The sequence below is a fragment of the Phyllobacterium sp. 628 genome (assembly GCF_014189505.1).
Lineage (GTDB): Bacteria > Pseudomonadota > Alphaproteobacteria > Rhizobiales > Rhizobiaceae > Phyllobacterium.
The window spans coordinates 434,121-447,450 of record NZ_CP050301.1; the positions used below are offsets into that span (position 1 = coordinate 434,121).

Consider the following 13,330-nt stretch of genomic DNA (forward strand, 5'->3'; position numbering starts at 1 on the left):
CCAGTTGCGAAATCCCGACTCCCGGGTCTATGGTTAAGGAACCATGAACACCCATGTGACCGAGATCAGACGAGCAGAACTGGCCGATGCAGGCGCGATATCCGCTGTGCATCTGGCTGCCTGGCAGGGTGCCTATACGGGCATCATTCCGCATCGCTCCCTCAACACCATGCTGCATCGCCGTGGTGCGGATTGGTGGGCGCGGGCCATTCGCCGCTCCACGCAAATTCTCGTCGCCGATATTGGCGGCGTCGTTGCAGGCTATGCCACGCTCGGACCGAACCGGGCGCGGCAACTGCCGCAAAAGGGTGAAGTCTACGAGCTTTATATCCGTCCGGAATATCAGGGCTTTGGCCTCGGTACCCGGTTGCTTGGTGCCTCGCGCCGCAGCCTGATTGATCAGGGTCTGAAAGGCATGGTCATCTGGGCGCTTGAAGACAACGATCTGGCAACCAGTTTCTACCATAGCGCAGGCGGTAAGGATGTCGCTGAAGGTGTCGAATGTTTCGAAGGCAAGACGTTGAAGAAAATCGCCTTCGTCTGGAATTGACCGGCAGCAATGCAACTCCTGATACGCATAACCCCTTGGTCTTCGCGTAACCGAGCGAAGCAACTGACCTTGTTTGACCTGCCGATATCAGGCTTTTTCAGCACTTATTTCCCCTAAATAGGTCTAATCGCCCTCTTAAGGGCTTCGCAGGCGACGCAATTCTTGCACCACGCCGTAAAGTTCTTTACAGCACTCCCAAACCAACAAGGACACTATAATATGCGCATTGATGCCATTCCGGTCGGCAATAATCCCCCTGAAGATGTCAACGTAATCATCGAGGTACCCGTCGGCGGCCAGCCGATCAAATACGAACTCGACAAGGATTCCGGCGCATTGTTTGTCGACCGGTTTCTGCACACCCCGATGACCTATCCGGGCAATTACGGTTTTGTACCGCACACCCTGTCGGATGACGGTGATCCGATTGACGTTCTGATCTGCAACACCCGCGCCCTGATGCCGACCAGCGTCATCAACGTGCGCCCGATTGGTGTTCTCGTCATGGAAGATAACAAGGGCCAGGATGAGAAGATCATCGCTGTTCCTTCGCCGCATCTCACGCTGCGTTACGAAAAGGTCCACAACTATACGGACCTGCCGGAAATCACGCTGAAGCAGATCCAGCATTTCTTCGAGCATTACAAGGATCTGGAACCTGGCAAGTGGGTGAAAATTGGTGATTGGGGCGACGAAGATGCGGCCCGCAAGCTGATCACCGAGGCGATGGAACGTCATAACGCCAAGAAGGCCTGATATTGTTCGGGCGATCCCAGAGAGACAAGCTTTAAAGCCAACGCTTCCGGGTTGCCCGAAATTCTTATCTGCTTCAGCCGTGATGTGGCGCCAGCACTAATGGACACATCACGCGTTGCAAGACCAAGCCATTTCGCCAGAAGCTTTTCCAGCGCCGCATTGGCCTTGCCGTCTTCCGGGACAGCCCGCACCCGGACTTTCAGATGTGCCCGCCCGTCGCCCGTCTCTTCAACACCTTCAATCGTGTCCTTGGCCGCTTTCGGCGTCAGACGCACGAAGAGCGTGACACCGAAATCCGCTATTTTGAAGAAAGCGCTCGGGGCGGTCACGGTGAAACAGGGTCAGTAGTACACCCCGAAGAGCGGTGCCACGCTGGTGCGCAAAAACGTGCGCAGAAAAATGATGATCAGGAAGATGATTATCGGCGATATATCGATGCCACCGAGGTTCGGCAGCAGATTACGGATGGGCCGGAGTATCGGTTCAGTAACGCGGAACAGGAAATCGCCAATGGAAGCCACCAGCTGATTTCTGTTGTTGATGACATTAAAGGCATACAGCCACGAGAAGATCGCGGATGCGATAATAAGCCACCACAGAATGTTAAGTGCGACATCGAGGGTTATGAACAACGCGAGCATAGGTTTCTCCTGATAATCACGCGACATGTAGCGATTGACAGGCTTGCGGGCAAGAGGCGGGCGCGATGATGGCCTGCAATACCGACTCGGATTTGCTGCGTCTTGCACCAAGTATTTTCAAGTCGGTGCAATACGCCTGCATGTAAAAGCAAGCCTACATCCTGGCACAATCACACGTTGTTGTTGAAATTTAAAAACAGGAATAACTTATAGTTGTGAGTCGGGCAGTTCCGGCAAGCATTTATCTAGGGGGTTTCCATGCTCAATAAACTGTCAGCCGAATTCTTCGGTACATTCTGGCTCGTCCTTGGCGGTTGCGGCAGTGCCGTTCTGGCCGCTGCGTTTCCGGGCGTCGGTATCGGTTTGCTTGGTGTTTCCTTTGCGTTTGGTCTTACGGTTCTAACCATGGCTTATGCGGTCGGCGGAATTTCCGGCGGCCACTTCAATCCCGCTGTCTCGCTTGGCCTTGCCGTAGCGGGACGGTTCGACTTCAAGGATCTTATCCCTTACTGGATTGCACAGGTCATCGGCGCTATTGCCGCTGCTGCTGTGCTTTATCTGATAGCCTCGGGCAAGGCGGATTTCGCCGGTGCCAAAAACTTCGCTTCCAACGGTTATGCTGATCTTTCGCCTGGCGGCTATGGACTGACAGCGGCGCTGATTGCGGAAGTTGTGTTTACTGCTTTCTTCATCATCATCATTCTTGGTGCAACATCCTCTTCCGTTCCGGCTGGCTTTGCGCCAATCGCAATCGGTCTTGGCCTCACCTTGATTCATCTGGTGTCGATCCCGGTAACCAACACCTCCGTCAACCCGGCCCGTTCCACTGGCGTTGCCTTGTTTGCCCAGACAGCAGCCCTCAGCCAACTCTGGTTGTTCTGGGTGGCCCCGCTTGTTGGAGCGGTGATCGGTGCCATCATCTGGAAGGCGCTGCTCGGTAAGGATTGAGTTCCAATCGTTTCATGATCACTTTGGGCCGGTTATTCCGGCCCATTTTTGTTTCGCGTAATATTTCACATGTCCTATCCCTTTTGATGGCAAATTGTTCTAGAAAGAGTCTCCAAGTCTGGAGCCTTTCATTCAATGACCCTGCCTGAAACAACTGCGGCGCATGATCGATATGCCGCTTTTCGCCATTCGTCTTTCACCCGTTACTGGCTTTCCCGCTTCTTCGGTTCCTTTGCGATCCAGATCATCAGCGTTTCTGTCGGCTGGCAGATCTATGACCTGACGCGCGATCCGTTCGATCTTGGTCTTGTGGGGCTGGTTCAGTTTGCGCCGTCGCTGCTGCTGGTTCTCATCACCGGTGCCGCTGCAGACCGGTTTGGCCGCCGTTTCATCATGGGGTTGGCACTGGCCGCAGAAGTGCTCTGCGCAGCCCTCCTGTTGATCCTGACCATTACCCATAGTTTCACGCCGCTGGCCGTCTTTGCCATTCTGGCGGGTTTCGGTGTCGGCCGCGCATTCCTCGGGCCAGCCTCGGCATCCTTGGTCGTCAATCTCGTACCGACCGAAGTGTTTTCCAATGCCGTATCGTGGAATTCCTCCGCATGGCAGATTGCGACCATTGTCGGGCCCGTTGCTGGCGGCTTGCTTTATGGACTTTCGCCCACCATTGCCTACACCGTCGCCACGATCTTGCTGGCAACAGCCACGATCTGCATTTTCTCGATTCCAAAACCAACCCAGCACACATTGACCGAGAAGAAATCCTTCCAGACCCTGATGGCCGGTTTTCATTACATCTGGAAAGAAAAGGTCGTTTTGGGAGCAATCTCGCTCGATCTGTTTGCCGTTCTGCTTGGCGGTGCGGTTGCTCTTCTCCCGGTCTACGCCCGTGATATTCTCGAGCTTGGACCCTGGGGGCTTGGCATGCTGCGCGCCGCGCCGGGGATTGGTGCCATCCTCACTGCCCTCTGGCTGGCGGGTCACCCGATCCGTGACCATGCTGGCATGATCATGTTCCTGTTTGTCGCCCTCTTCGGTCTGCTGACGGTCATGTTTGGCGTCTCGAACCTTGCATGGCTGTCGATCGCCCTGCTCGCTTTGATGGGCGCTGCCGATATGATCAGTGTCTATATCCGGGAAACGCTGTTGCAGCTATGGACGCCGGACCACGTACGGGGCCGCGTCAATGCGGTCAACATGGTGTTTGTCGGGGCGTCCAATGAACTCGGCGAATTCCGTGCCGGGATCATGGCCTCACTGATTGGCACTGTTCCGGCCGTGGTCTTTGGCGGCATCGGCACGATTGCCGTGGCAGGTCTGTGGGCATACTGGTTTCCGCAATTGCGCAAGGCACGCAATCTGCAAGGCCGAACATAGAGCGCTCAGGCCAATACCGGTACGCCGAAAATCGTATCCAGAAACCGGTGCAGCCAAGCCTTCAGCATGGCGTCGTAAACCAGACGGCCTTCCAGATGTTCACGTCCCTGCTGGGCCCCGGACATCGAAAAGCGCTCTGAACCGCGTACGACCCAGCGCTGCATCATGGCGCGGGTCAATTCCGCATGGAACTGCACGCCCCAGGCGTTTTCGCCATAACGAAAAGCCTGATTGTGATAGGACTTCGCGGTCGCCAGCAGCGTTGCGCTTTTCGGCAGATCGAACCCTTCACGGTGGAAGTGGTAGACCATCGACGGCCAGTCCATCAAAGCCTTACCCTCTTCCGTTGCTTCCAGCTGGTACCAGCCGATTTCGACCAGCCCTTCCGGATGCGGGCCGACCATGCCGCCAAGATGCTTGGCCAGCATCTGCGCGCCAAGGCAAATGCCAAGAAACGGTTTGTTTTCCGCAAGGGGAACGGAGAGCCAGTCGGTTTCCCGCTTAACAAATTCATCGGGGTCATTGGCGCTCATCGGACCGCCGAAAATCACGGCTCCGGCATGGTTTTCGAGGGTTTCAGGCAGTTCATCACCCAGAGGTGGGCGGCGGATATCCAGATCAAAACCTGACTGCAACAGCAATTGGCCAACGCGGCCGGGACTTGAGCGTTCCTGATGCAGTACCGTCAGGATTTTCGGGCGTTTCATTTGCCTGCTCCCCGTCCAGTCTGTTTGGAACATCCGTCCAGATCCCTATTCCTCTTGCACCGGCTGTTTGGCGCGAAGGGCCGCCTTTTGCTTCATGGTAACGCGGTCACGCGACGATACGCCGATCAGTTCGGCCACGCGCCACACCACATTTTCTTCCAGCTCGTGGGCATTGCCATCCGCATAGACGACATCCCACATCAGCTCAATGAAATGTACCCGCGCCTCTTCGTCAAGGTTGCGCTTGAGCACACTGGTGAAACTGTAGAGATCGACGGCCTCCTGATCAGCCTGCTCGCTGTCTTCCAGCAGCCGCTTCAAGGCTTCGCCCTTCAGGCCATAGGCTTCCGAAATCAATTGCGACAACCGCTTGCGCTCTACCTTGCGCCGCTCGCCATCCGCATCCATGACATGAAACATCAATGCCGCCGCTGCAAGGCGCGGATCGTTTTTCGAGAAATGCTCCTTGCCGCTTTCGCCTGATGGCAAAGCCTTGAAGAAGGTTACGAGACGGTCGAGCATAAATGCAGATCTTTCAACTTGTTACCCATGGCCCCCGAATCAACTGATAGCTTGGCTGACCCGGTACCGCCATTGTGCATCTTGCCGCAAAGACCGCTATTGAATTTATGTTGAACTAGAAAAGACGGAACTTTTTGTTCGGTCGATCTTTCTCGTCATCTGGTTGCACACCCGGATCATCCGGAACCGGAATGACCAGCGCTTCTTCTTCACGCTCAGCCACCACAACCTTTTCCGGCAATGGCGGCAGCACGGACGCGACACGCTCGTGGGCATGCACTTCTTCCGGCTTCGCTGTCTCGGCTGGTTTTGGCTCGGCCTTCACAGGCGCAGGTTTCGATATTGGCTCGGCCGTTACAATTTCCGCATCTGCGATATCGGCCTCAGGCTCAATCACGCGTATTACGGGCTTTTCCGCCGCAACAATCACGGATTTGGCAGGAATGAGCGGTTCGGTATCATGTTGCGGGACAGGCTTCACCGGCTTGGCCGCCAGCGCGCTGTCGAAATCATCACCCGCATCAATCACAGCGCCGATCTGTTCAACCGGCACTTTCCACTCGAACGCATCGAGTTTGCCCGTCACCGGCGAAGCGGGCGCCCAGCGTTCCGACACATATCCGTCGGCAGTCCAGGCCGGATCGCGCGGCGCCTTGACCGCACGCGACAGCCACTGGCGCACACGGCCCTGATCACCCGTCTGCGCTTCTTCGATATCAGCCAGCAGCAAATAGGCGCTCTCACGCGGCGCAGTACGCAGCACGGCTTCTGCCGCTTCGCGCGCCTCTTTCAGTTCACCGGCAGCAAGCGCCGCATGGGCGACGGCAAGGCTGGATTCCGCATGGTGCGGGTAGAGCGATGCGAGATGCCGTGCCCGTTTCAACCGATCCAGTATGGAATCGCCGAGCCGCGCATGGACATAAGTCTCAGCGACTTCCGGATGCGGCTCTTTCTTCCAGACATGTTCGAGAATTTTTGAGCCCTTGCGCAGATCACCCTGCTGGAACAAGGTTTTGGCAGCGATGATCGCGGCAGGCACCAGATCGGGTGCAAGCTTGTTGGCTTCAATCGCTATCGGCTTCGATCCCACCGGATCACTCTCGAATGTATCAATGGCCTTGGCTGTCAACAGCACGGCGCGTTCGCGCTTGGCCGTTTCCTTATCGATCTGTTTGCCGGATTTCTGCTTTTCCAGCAGCAGCAAGGCACCATCCCAGTCACCATGCGCCGTCTTCTGCCCCAGCGCTGCCGAGGCGGCCCATTCAACATTCGGAGCCAGCAGCGCAGCCTGTTCGGCATATTGCCGCGATGCCTCACGGGCGCCAAGCCGCTGCGCTTCCAGATAAAGCCCGCGCAGACCAAGCAGCTTTGTTTCCGGATCATCCAGCATTTCCTGGAATTTGGCCCGTGCATCGTCCGTGCGGCCTTCCAGCATGGCCGCCTGTGCATCCAGCAGCTTGATCAGCGGTTCCTGATCGACATTCAGCAGTTTTTCCGCCTGCTTGATCATGCGCCGGGCGGTTTGCCCATCGCCAGCCCCGGCGGCAATCAGGCCGGTGGAAAGCGATTGATAACCCCGGTCGCGCTTGCGGGCACGGAAATGCCGACGCAGCGCATAGGGCGAGGCGATGACGCTCTTGATGATCCACCAGATGAGCATCACGCCAGCAACCAGCGCCACAATGGCTGAAGCAGCAACCATCAGGCTGACCTTGTGCTGCATACCAGCAAAAGTGACGACAAGATCACCCGGACGGTCCGCCAGCCAGGCAAAGCCAAATCCGAGAACCAGAACGACAACGAGGAAGACGAGAACCCTGATCATGATCATCTTCCCTTATTGCGCCGCAGCCGGTGTTTTGACACCGGTCAACGCGCTGGACAATGCTTTGGCGACCACATCACCTGCCTTCTGACGGGCGCGCATAGCATCGGCAAAATCCGTCGAAACCACTTTGGCGTTCTCCGGGAGTTTGTCCCACTCGGCAATCGCAGCTCCGAGTTCGCCCGCATTGAGATGCGCTTCGATGCGTGCAGTGATTGCATCAACACCTTCGCCTTCCACCAGCCCGACGGGCCGCGATTCCACGAGACCTTCGGCACTGGACCACAACCGGTCGAGAATACCGGCATTGGGATCAACCGTCCGCGTTGTGGCAATGATCTTTGTGGCGACACCGGTAAACTGGCTCGCCAGCATACTTACAGTTGGAATGCCAGCCGAGGCAGCAACACGCAGCGCCTCCGCATCGGCTGAGGCAGGCGCCACGGCCAGATAGGTGTCAAGCTCAGCACCAAAGGGACCGCCCCGATCAATCGCAGCCTTGAGGCCCGTGGCGGCAATGGCGAGCGCCATGTTATTTTGGCCCGCATTGTCCTGAACCTTGGTTTCGAGCGCATCAAGACGCGTCTGCAAGGCAGCAGAAGCCTGTGTTTCACTGGCCAAGGCGCCCGCGGCCTGCTCGACCTTCTGCTGGCTGGTGTTCAGCTGTGTTTCAAGCGCCGCGATCCGCGCATCTATCGCGCTGGTGTCGATTGACCCGCCCGTCGTCGCGGCTTTGGCTTGCGCATCCGCAACAGACTGCTTCAATCCGTTCAATTCATTGGCAAGACTTGAGACTTGCCCAAGTGCTTGCTCGGCATTTTCAACCGCACCATTGAGAGCCACCTGTGCGCCTTCATCCAGCGCAGCTTTTGCAGGCGCGGCCTTGCGCAAATCTGCAATCTGCTGCTCAAGGCCCGAAAGGTCGGTTTTGGGCGAGGGCAAGATACCGGCCCATTGCAGTGCCGCAGCCCCCAGCAGTGCGACGATGCCGCCAATCACGCCGGATGTCAGGCGCCCCAGCGGATCAGCCACTTTTGGAGCCGCCGTTGCATTTGCTGATGATTTGGGTTGTTCGCTCGAGGGGGAAGACCGGCCAAACGACGTGGTCTGTTCAGGTACACTTTCCGATACGGGCTTTGCCGAACCACCAGCGGACGCTACTTTTGCGGGCTCACTTTTGGGCGCTTCTTGTTTGGCCTCCGCCGCAGGCTCAAATCCGACCGGTTCGGGCTGCGGAACAGGTTTGTTTGCCGGTGCGTCTTTGACAATATCCGTTGGCTCCAGTTCGATCGTCACAGGCTTGCGGGCTGGTTTGGAATGACGGGGAACGGATGATTTGGCCATGAACACTCTCTTCAGAACAATTTGGTTTGACTGAAACCTAAAGGTAGCAGGGAAGTTCCATCAGGCAAACGCTGCAATGCGACGAATCTGCATCAGCGCCGACCCGGCATTCTGTCCAGTAGATCAAACAGCGCATCTTCATCCGGTCTGGCGGCAATGTGAATGACGGGATTCTTCGATCGAGAAAGGCTTTCGGCGATGCGCGGTGATAGACATAAAAATTCTGTTTTATCAAAGTGATGCGTCAAATCGGCAGACTTGAGTAGGGTAGAAAAAACCTCGGCGCTAAGGCGCGAATACAACAGACACACATCAACAGGCCTTGAGCCAAGCAATTTCATCAAATGGTCAGTTGTATAACTGACTGAAATTGTATCGTAGATCATCAATGGCGAAACTGCGAAGCCGGCTTGTCCCAGAGCGCGCTCAAATCCCGGCGACCTGACGCGGCCAGTCAGATAAAGCAGCGATGCTCCGGCACAGAGTTCTTCAACAATTGTATCTCCGAGAGCAGTGCCATCGCCATCACCGGTTGTCACTGTATCAAAACCGCAGGCGCGCGCGGCGTCCGCCGTGGCATCACCCACGGTAAAACACGGCAAGCCAAGAAATGGCGCCAGCAAATCTTTCGGCGCGTGCCGCAAGGCATTGGCGCTCGTAGCTGCCACTGCGGTAAAAGCAGTCTCGGGTGCTACAGGATTTAACGGAACGATTTCGGTCAGTGGCAGAACCAGCGGTATAAAGCCATGACCGCGCAATCGGTCGGCGGTTCGGGTCGCAGCAGGCAGAGGCCGTGTGACCAGAACCGTTTTGTCCATCAGAGCCAATCCGTAAAGAAATGCGCCCCGGCCTTTGCCCGCACGCGTTGAGCCGCATCATGACCGATGCCGGCGGCGTCAGCAACCGGACCTTCGCCCGTCACCTCATGCGCTTCAGTGCCATCGGGTAACAGGATCATACCATGAAACCTGACCATCCCGTCTGACACTGTGGCCAGCCCGGAAATCGGCGTGCGGCAGGAACCATCCAGCGTACCAAGGAATGCGCGTTCACAAGCGAGCGCAGTCGATGTCTCGAAATGATCGAGCGGCGCAATCAGCGTATCGATCCGGTCATCGCCAATACGGGTTTCCAGCGTAATTGCCCCCTGCCCAGGTGCGGGCGGGAATGTTTTGACATCCATCAGCTCGGTCGCGGCATCGCCGAGCCCGAGACGGCGCAGCCCGGCATAGGCGAGAAACGTTGCGTCCACCTCGCCATCAGCCAGTTTCCGCAGGCGCGTGTCCACATTGCCGCGGAAATTTACAACCTTGAAATCAGGCCTTGCCCGCAGGATGAGCGCCTGCCGCCGCAGGGATGACGACCCCACAACAGCGCCATGCGGCAATTCCAGCAATGTCTTGACGTTGCGGCCGATGAAAGCATCGCGCGGGTCTTCGCGTTCCAGAAATACCGAGAGGTGCAGACCTTCGGGAAGAAAAGTTGGCATATCCTTGGTCGAATGCACCGCCAGATCGATGCGGCCGTCCGAAAGCTGCTCTTCAATTTCCAGCGTGAACAGGCCTTTGCCGCCGACTTCGGACAATGGCCGGTCTTGAATCCGGTCGCCGCTGGTGGAAATTACGACAATCTCGATATCTTCTTCGCGCAGGCCATGGGCTTTTACCAGCCGCTCACGCGTTTCACGGGCTTGTACGAGCGCAAGTGCACTCCCACGTGTACCGATCTTGAGCGTTTTTGTTTGCATTCGTCGCAGTCCATGTTACGCGAGTTTGAATTATTCGGGCCCTACCTAACGGGCTTTTGTGCAACGGGCAATGCGGCGAAGGATGTCAGGGTCACCGATGCGGGTTTTGGGTATAGAAACAAGCTGCGATGAGACAGCCGCTGCCGTTGTCGAGCGGGACAGCGATGGTCATGGCCGTATCCTGTCCAACGTTGTTCTGAGTCAGATCGCCGATCATGCCCCCTATGGCGGCGTGGTACCGGAAATTGCCGCCCGGGCACATGTGGAAGTGCTCGACCGCCTCATCAGTCAGGCCCTGCACGAGGCACATATGACGCTGGAAGAGGTCGACGCGGTGGCGGCGACAGCCGGTCCCGGTCTCATTGGCGGACTGATTGTCGGCCTGATGACCGGCAAGGCCATAGCCATGGCGGCCCACAAGCCGTTTTACGCCATCAACCATCTCGAAGGCCACGCGCTGACGCCGCGTTTAACCGACCAGATCGATTTCCCCTATCTGCTGCTGCTGGTTTCCGGCGGCCATACCCAGATGGTTCTGGTCAAAGGTCTGGGCAATTATGAACGCCTGGGTACCACCATAGACGATGCGCTGGGTGAAGCTTTTGACAAGACCGCGAAACTGCTCGGCCTGCCCTATCCCGGCGGTCCGGAAGTGGAGAAGGCGGCTTTGTCAGGCGATGCCAGCCGCTTCACCCTGCCACGGCCGCTCAAGGGTGAGGAAAGGCTGGATTTCTCCTTCTCTGGTTTGAAAACTGCCGTGCGCCAGCTGGCAACCACGCTGGAACCGCTGTCGCAGACCGATGTGAATGATATCTGCGCCGCCTTCCAAACCGCCGTCGCCGATACGCTGGATGATCGTGTGGCGCGCTCACTGGCGCGCTTCCGCTCGACATTTCCCGATGTGAAGGAGCCGGCGCTGGTTGTGGCGGGTGGCGTCGCCGCCAACAAGGTACTGCGTGCCGGGTTGCAGCGCCTGTGCGCCGTCAACGGCTTTCGCTTTATCGCGCCGCCGATGGCGCTGTGCACCGACAATGCTGCCATGATCGCCTGGGCCGGTGCGGAACGGGCTAATGAAACGACTGCCGATTCGCTCGATATTGCGCCGCGTTCGCGCTGGCCTTTGGATATGCAATCTGCCCCGCTGATTGGTGCGGGTCGCAGAGGAGCCAAGGCATGAGCGCCGGACACAACATCGCCGTGCTCGGCGGCGGCGCGTGGGGTACCGCCCTTGGCTGCATGGCCGCCCGAGCCGGCAATCGCGTACGCCTCTATGCCCGTGATATCGCCACCGTCAATGCCATCAATGTGCACCATCGCAATGATGCCTATCTTCCCGGTATTGACCTCGACCCAGCGCTGAGTGCCAGCACCGATGCGCGGTACGCGCTTGAGGACGCCGATTTCATTCTCTGTGTCATTCCGGCGCAAGCCATGGCCGACGCGCTTGAAGAATTGCGAGCCTTCATTCCGGTCTCGGTTCCACTGATCATCTGCGCCAAGGGCATTGACCGCAAACGCGGACTGCTGATGTCCGATCTTGTCAAGGAAATCATCCCCGGCCAGACGCTTGCCGCCCTGTCCGGCCCGAGCTTTGCCACCGACGTTGCTAAGGGCTTGCCGACGGCGGTGACGATCGCTGCGGAAACTCAAAATTTGGCCGACCGTATCGCTCTGGCACTCTCGAGCCCGAAATTCCGCTGCTATTCCACCGATGATATTATTGGCGTCGAGATTGGTGGCTCTTTGAAGAATGTGCTGGCTATTGCCGCAGGTGCTGCCATCGGCCGGGGGTTTGGCGCCAGCGCACAGGCCGCTTTGGTGACGCGCGGCTTTGTCGAACTGCGCCGTATCGGCCAGGCACTGGGCGCAAGGCCGGAAACGATCATGGGCCTGTCCGGCCTGGGTGATCTGATGCTTTCCTGCTCAACCTCGCAATCGCGCAACTATGCCTACGGGCTGGCACTAGGCCGGGGTGAGGACTTGACCGGCAGACCATTGGCCGAGGGGGTGGCAACAGCAGCCATTGCCGCCGAACTCATTGCCCGCAACAATCTTGAGGCCCCGATCATCGAGGCTGTGGCCCGTATTCTTGATCGCAGCATCACCATTGACGAGGCGATGGAAGCCCTGCTTGCGCGGCCGCTGAAAAACGAAGATTAATTGTCCGCACCGGAGAAACTGAATGCTTTATGCTCTACTTTGCAACGACAAGCCCGGCCACCTGCAGGTTCGCCTTGATACGCGCACCGCGCATCTGGACTACCTGAACAGCCTTGGCGATAGCCTGAAATTTGCTGGTCCTTTTCTTGGCGAGGACGCAAAGCCCAATGGGAGTCTTGTTGTGATCGAAGCGGCCGATCTTGCCGGTGCGCAGGCGATTGCTGCGGGTGATCCTTACGCGAAGGCTGGTCTGTTTGCCTCGGTTGACATCCGCCCGTGGAACTGGGCTATCAAAAATCCGGATAATAAATAGGGTCGAAAATGGCATTCTGGCTTTTCAAATCTGAACCCGACGCATGGTCCTGGACAAAGCAAAAGGAAGCTGGTGCCAAGGGCACCGAGTGGACCGGCGTGCGCAATTATCTCGCCCGCAACAATATGCGGGCCATGCAGATCGGCGACAAGGGTTTCTTCTACCATTCCAATGAAGGTCTGGAAGTTGTGGGGATCGTCGAGATCTGTGCTTTGGTGCACCACGATTCAACCACCGACGATCTGCGCTGGGAATGCGTGGATATCCGCGCCGTGCAGGATGTGCCCAAACCCGTGACGCTCAAGGACGTGAAGGCCAATCCAAAGCTGGAGAAAATGGCGCTGGTTACCTCCATGCGGCTTTCCGTGCAGCCGGTCACCCCGGACGAATGGAAAGAAGTCTGCCGCATGGGCGGACTTGTTCCGGCACCTGAATGAAAG

Annotated in this window: 16 protein-coding genes; 8 read left to right on the forward strand and 8 right to left on the reverse strand. The window is 57.5% G+C overall.

Going from position 1 to position 13,330, the window contains the following annotated elements; genetic code table 11:
* The first annotated feature begins 43 nt into the window (after window positions 1–43).
* Entirely contained in the window at window positions 44–550 is a 507-nt protein-coding gene (locus HB779_RS03650) for a GNAT family N-acetyltransferase (RefSeq protein ID WP_188344450.1), read from the forward strand.
* Window positions 551–769: 219 nt separating this feature from the next.
* Entirely contained in the window at window positions 770–1,306 is a 537-nt protein-coding gene (gene ppa / locus HB779_RS03655; RefSeq protein WP_188344451.1) for an inorganic diphosphatase, read from the forward strand.
* On the opposite strand, the gene HB779_RS03660 is transcribed toward ppa, so the two are convergent.
* On the reverse strand, window positions 1,285–1,635 hold the full coding sequence (locus HB779_RS03660; RefSeq protein ID WP_244642457.1) for a DUF167 family protein: 351 nt from the start codon (window positions 1,633–1,635) through the stop codon (window positions 1,285–1,287). The two genes, ppa and HB779_RS03660, sit on opposite strands and share 22 nt — an antisense overlap.
* A 12-nt stretch (window positions 1,636–1,647) precedes the next feature.
* Window positions 1,648–1,947 (reverse strand): YggT family protein, encoded by a 300-nt coding sequence (locus tag HB779_RS03665; RefSeq protein WP_188344452.1) that lies wholly within the window; start codon window positions 1,945–1,947, stop codon window positions 1,648–1,650.
* Between the two features lie 258 nt (window positions 1,948–2,205).
* Between HB779_RS03665 and aqpZ the strand changes: the two genes are divergently transcribed.
* Window positions 2,206–2,895, forward strand: a complete 690-nt coding sequence (gene aqpZ / locus HB779_RS03670) for an aquaporin Z (RefSeq protein ID WP_188344453.1) — start codon at window positions 2,206–2,208, stop codon at window positions 2,893–2,895.
* Between the two features lie 135 nt (window positions 2,896–3,030).
* The gene (locus HB779_RS03675; RefSeq protein WP_188344454.1) at window positions 3,031–4,272 is read left to right on the forward strand and encodes an MFS transporter; all 1,242 of its coding nucleotides are present in this window, start codon (window positions 3,031–3,033) and stop codon (window positions 4,270–4,272) included.
* 5 nt (window positions 4,273–4,277) lie between these two features.
* On the opposite strand, the gene HB779_RS03680 is transcribed toward HB779_RS03675, so the two are convergent.
* The 6 genes from HB779_RS03680 to hemC all read right to left on the reverse strand — a co-directional run bounded on the left by HB779_RS03680 (window position 4,278) and on the right by hemC (window position 10,417).
* Entirely contained in the window at window positions 4,278–4,979 is a 702-nt protein-coding gene (locus HB779_RS03680; RefSeq protein WP_244642458.1) for a glutamine amidotransferase, read from the reverse strand.
* Between the two features lie 45 nt (window positions 4,980–5,024).
* Window positions 5,025–5,501, reverse strand: a complete 477-nt coding sequence (locus HB779_RS03685) for a TerB family tellurite resistance protein (protein ID WP_188344456.1) — start codon at window positions 5,499–5,501, stop codon at window positions 5,025–5,027.
* A gap of 115 nt (window positions 5,502–5,616) precedes the next feature.
* Window positions 5,617–7,332, reverse strand: a complete 1,716-nt coding sequence (locus tag HB779_RS03690) for a heme biosynthesis protein HemY (protein ID WP_188344457.1) — start codon at window positions 7,330–7,332, stop codon at window positions 5,617–5,619.
* A 6-nt stretch (window positions 7,333–7,338) separates the two neighbouring features.
* Window positions 7,339–8,670, reverse strand: a complete 1,332-nt coding sequence (locus HB779_RS03695; protein ID WP_188344458.1) for a COG4223 family protein — start codon at window positions 8,668–8,670, stop codon at window positions 7,339–7,341.
* A 92-nt stretch (window positions 8,671–8,762) separates the two neighbouring features.
* Window positions 8,763–9,488, reverse strand: a complete 726-nt coding sequence (locus tag HB779_RS03700; protein ID WP_188344459.1) for a uroporphyrinogen-III synthase — start codon at window positions 9,486–9,488, stop codon at window positions 8,763–8,765.
* Window positions 9,488–10,417, reverse strand: coding sequence for a hydroxymethylbilane synthase (gene hemC / locus HB779_RS03705; protein ID WP_188344460.1), 930 nt, complete (start codon window positions 10,415–10,417; stop codon window positions 9,488–9,490). Before hemC ends, HB779_RS03700 begins: the two co-directional genes overlap by 1 nt.
* A gap of 97 nt (window positions 10,418–10,514) precedes the next feature.
* Between hemC and tsaD the strand changes: the two genes are divergently transcribed.
* Genes tsaD through HB779_RS03725 form a run of 4 tightly spaced genes read left to right on the forward strand, consistent with a single transcriptional unit; the run spans window position 10,515 to window position 13,327 of the window.
* The gene (gene tsaD / locus HB779_RS03710; protein ID WP_188344461.1) at window positions 10,515–11,594 is read left to right on the forward strand and encodes a tRNA (adenosine(37)-N6)-threonylcarbamoyltransferase complex transferase subunit TsaD; all 1,080 of its coding nucleotides are present in this window, start codon (window positions 10,515–10,517) and stop codon (window positions 11,592–11,594) included.
* Window positions 11,591–12,577 (forward strand): NAD(P)H-dependent glycerol-3-phosphate dehydrogenase, encoded by a 987-nt coding sequence (locus tag HB779_RS03715; RefSeq protein WP_188344462.1) that lies wholly within the window; start codon window positions 11,591–11,593, stop codon window positions 12,575–12,577. The genes tsaD and HB779_RS03715 overlap by 4 nt, the downstream gene beginning before the upstream one ends.
* A gap of 22 nt (window positions 12,578–12,599) precedes the next feature.
* Window positions 12,600–12,890 carry a YciI-like protein gene (locus tag HB779_RS03720; protein WP_188344463.1) on the forward strand — a complete coding sequence of 97 codons (291 nt, stop codon included), beginning with the start codon at window positions 12,600–12,602 and terminating at the stop codon, window positions 12,888–12,890.
* An 8-nt stretch (window positions 12,891–12,898) separates the two neighbouring features.
* Window positions 12,899–13,327, forward strand: a complete 429-nt coding sequence (locus tag HB779_RS03725; RefSeq protein WP_188344464.1) for an EVE domain-containing protein — start codon at window positions 12,899–12,901, stop codon at window positions 13,325–13,327.
* Window positions 13,328–13,330: the final 3 nt, after the last annotated feature.

Excerpts from the sequence above, each read along its gene's own strand:
- HB779_RS03650 (WP_188344450.1), top strand. The coding sequence starts at position 44 with ATGAACACCCATGTGACCGAGATCAGACGAGCAGAACTGGCCGATGCA.
- ppa (WP_188344451.1), top strand. The coding sequence starts at position 770 with ATGCGCATTGATGCCATTCCGGTCGGCAATAATCCCCCTGAAGATGTC.
- HB779_RS03665 (WP_188344452.1), bottom strand. The coding sequence starts at position 1,947 with ATGCTCGCGTTGTTCATAACCCTCGATGTCGCACTTAACATTCTGTGG.
- aqpZ (WP_188344453.1), top strand. The coding sequence starts at position 2,206 with ATGCTCAATAAACTGTCAGCCGAATTCTTCGGTACATTCTGGCTCGTC.
- HB779_RS03675 (WP_188344454.1), top strand. The coding sequence starts at position 3,031 with ATGACCCTGCCTGAAACAACTGCGGCGCATGATCGATATGCCGCTTTT.
- HB779_RS03680 (WP_244642458.1), bottom strand. The coding sequence starts at position 4,979 with ATGAAACGCCCGAAAATCCTGACGGTACTGCATCAGGAACGCTCAAGT.
- HB779_RS03685 (WP_188344456.1), bottom strand. The coding sequence starts at position 5,501 with ATGCTCGACCGTCTCGTAACCTTCTTCAAGGCTTTGCCATCAGGCGAA.
- HB779_RS03690 (WP_188344457.1), bottom strand. The coding sequence starts at position 7,332 with ATGATCATGATCAGGGTTCTCGTCTTCCTCGTTGTCGTTCTGGTTCTC.
- HB779_RS03695 (WP_188344458.1), bottom strand. The coding sequence starts at position 8,670 with ATGGCCAAATCATCCGTTCCCCGTCATTCCAAACCAGCCCGCAAGCCT.
- HB779_RS03700 (WP_188344459.1), bottom strand. The coding sequence starts at position 9,488 with ATGGACAAAACGGTTCTGGTCACACGGCCTCTGCCTGCTGCGACCCGA.
- hemC (WP_188344460.1), bottom strand. The coding sequence starts at position 10,417 with ATGCAAACAAAAACGCTCAAGATCGGTACACGTGGGAGTGCACTTGCG.
- tsaD (WP_188344461.1), top strand. The coding sequence starts at position 10,515 with ATGCGGGTTTTGGGTATAGAAACAAGCTGCGATGAGACAGCCGCTGCC.
- HB779_RS03715 (WP_188344462.1), top strand. The coding sequence starts at position 11,591 with ATGAGCGCCGGACACAACATCGCCGTGCTCGGCGGCGGCGCGTGGGGT.
- HB779_RS03720 (WP_188344463.1), top strand. The coding sequence starts at position 12,600 with ATGCTTTATGCTCTACTTTGCAACGACAAGCCCGGCCACCTGCAGGTT.
- HB779_RS03725 (WP_188344464.1), top strand. The coding sequence starts at position 12,899 with ATGGCATTCTGGCTTTTCAAATCTGAACCCGACGCATGGTCCTGGACA.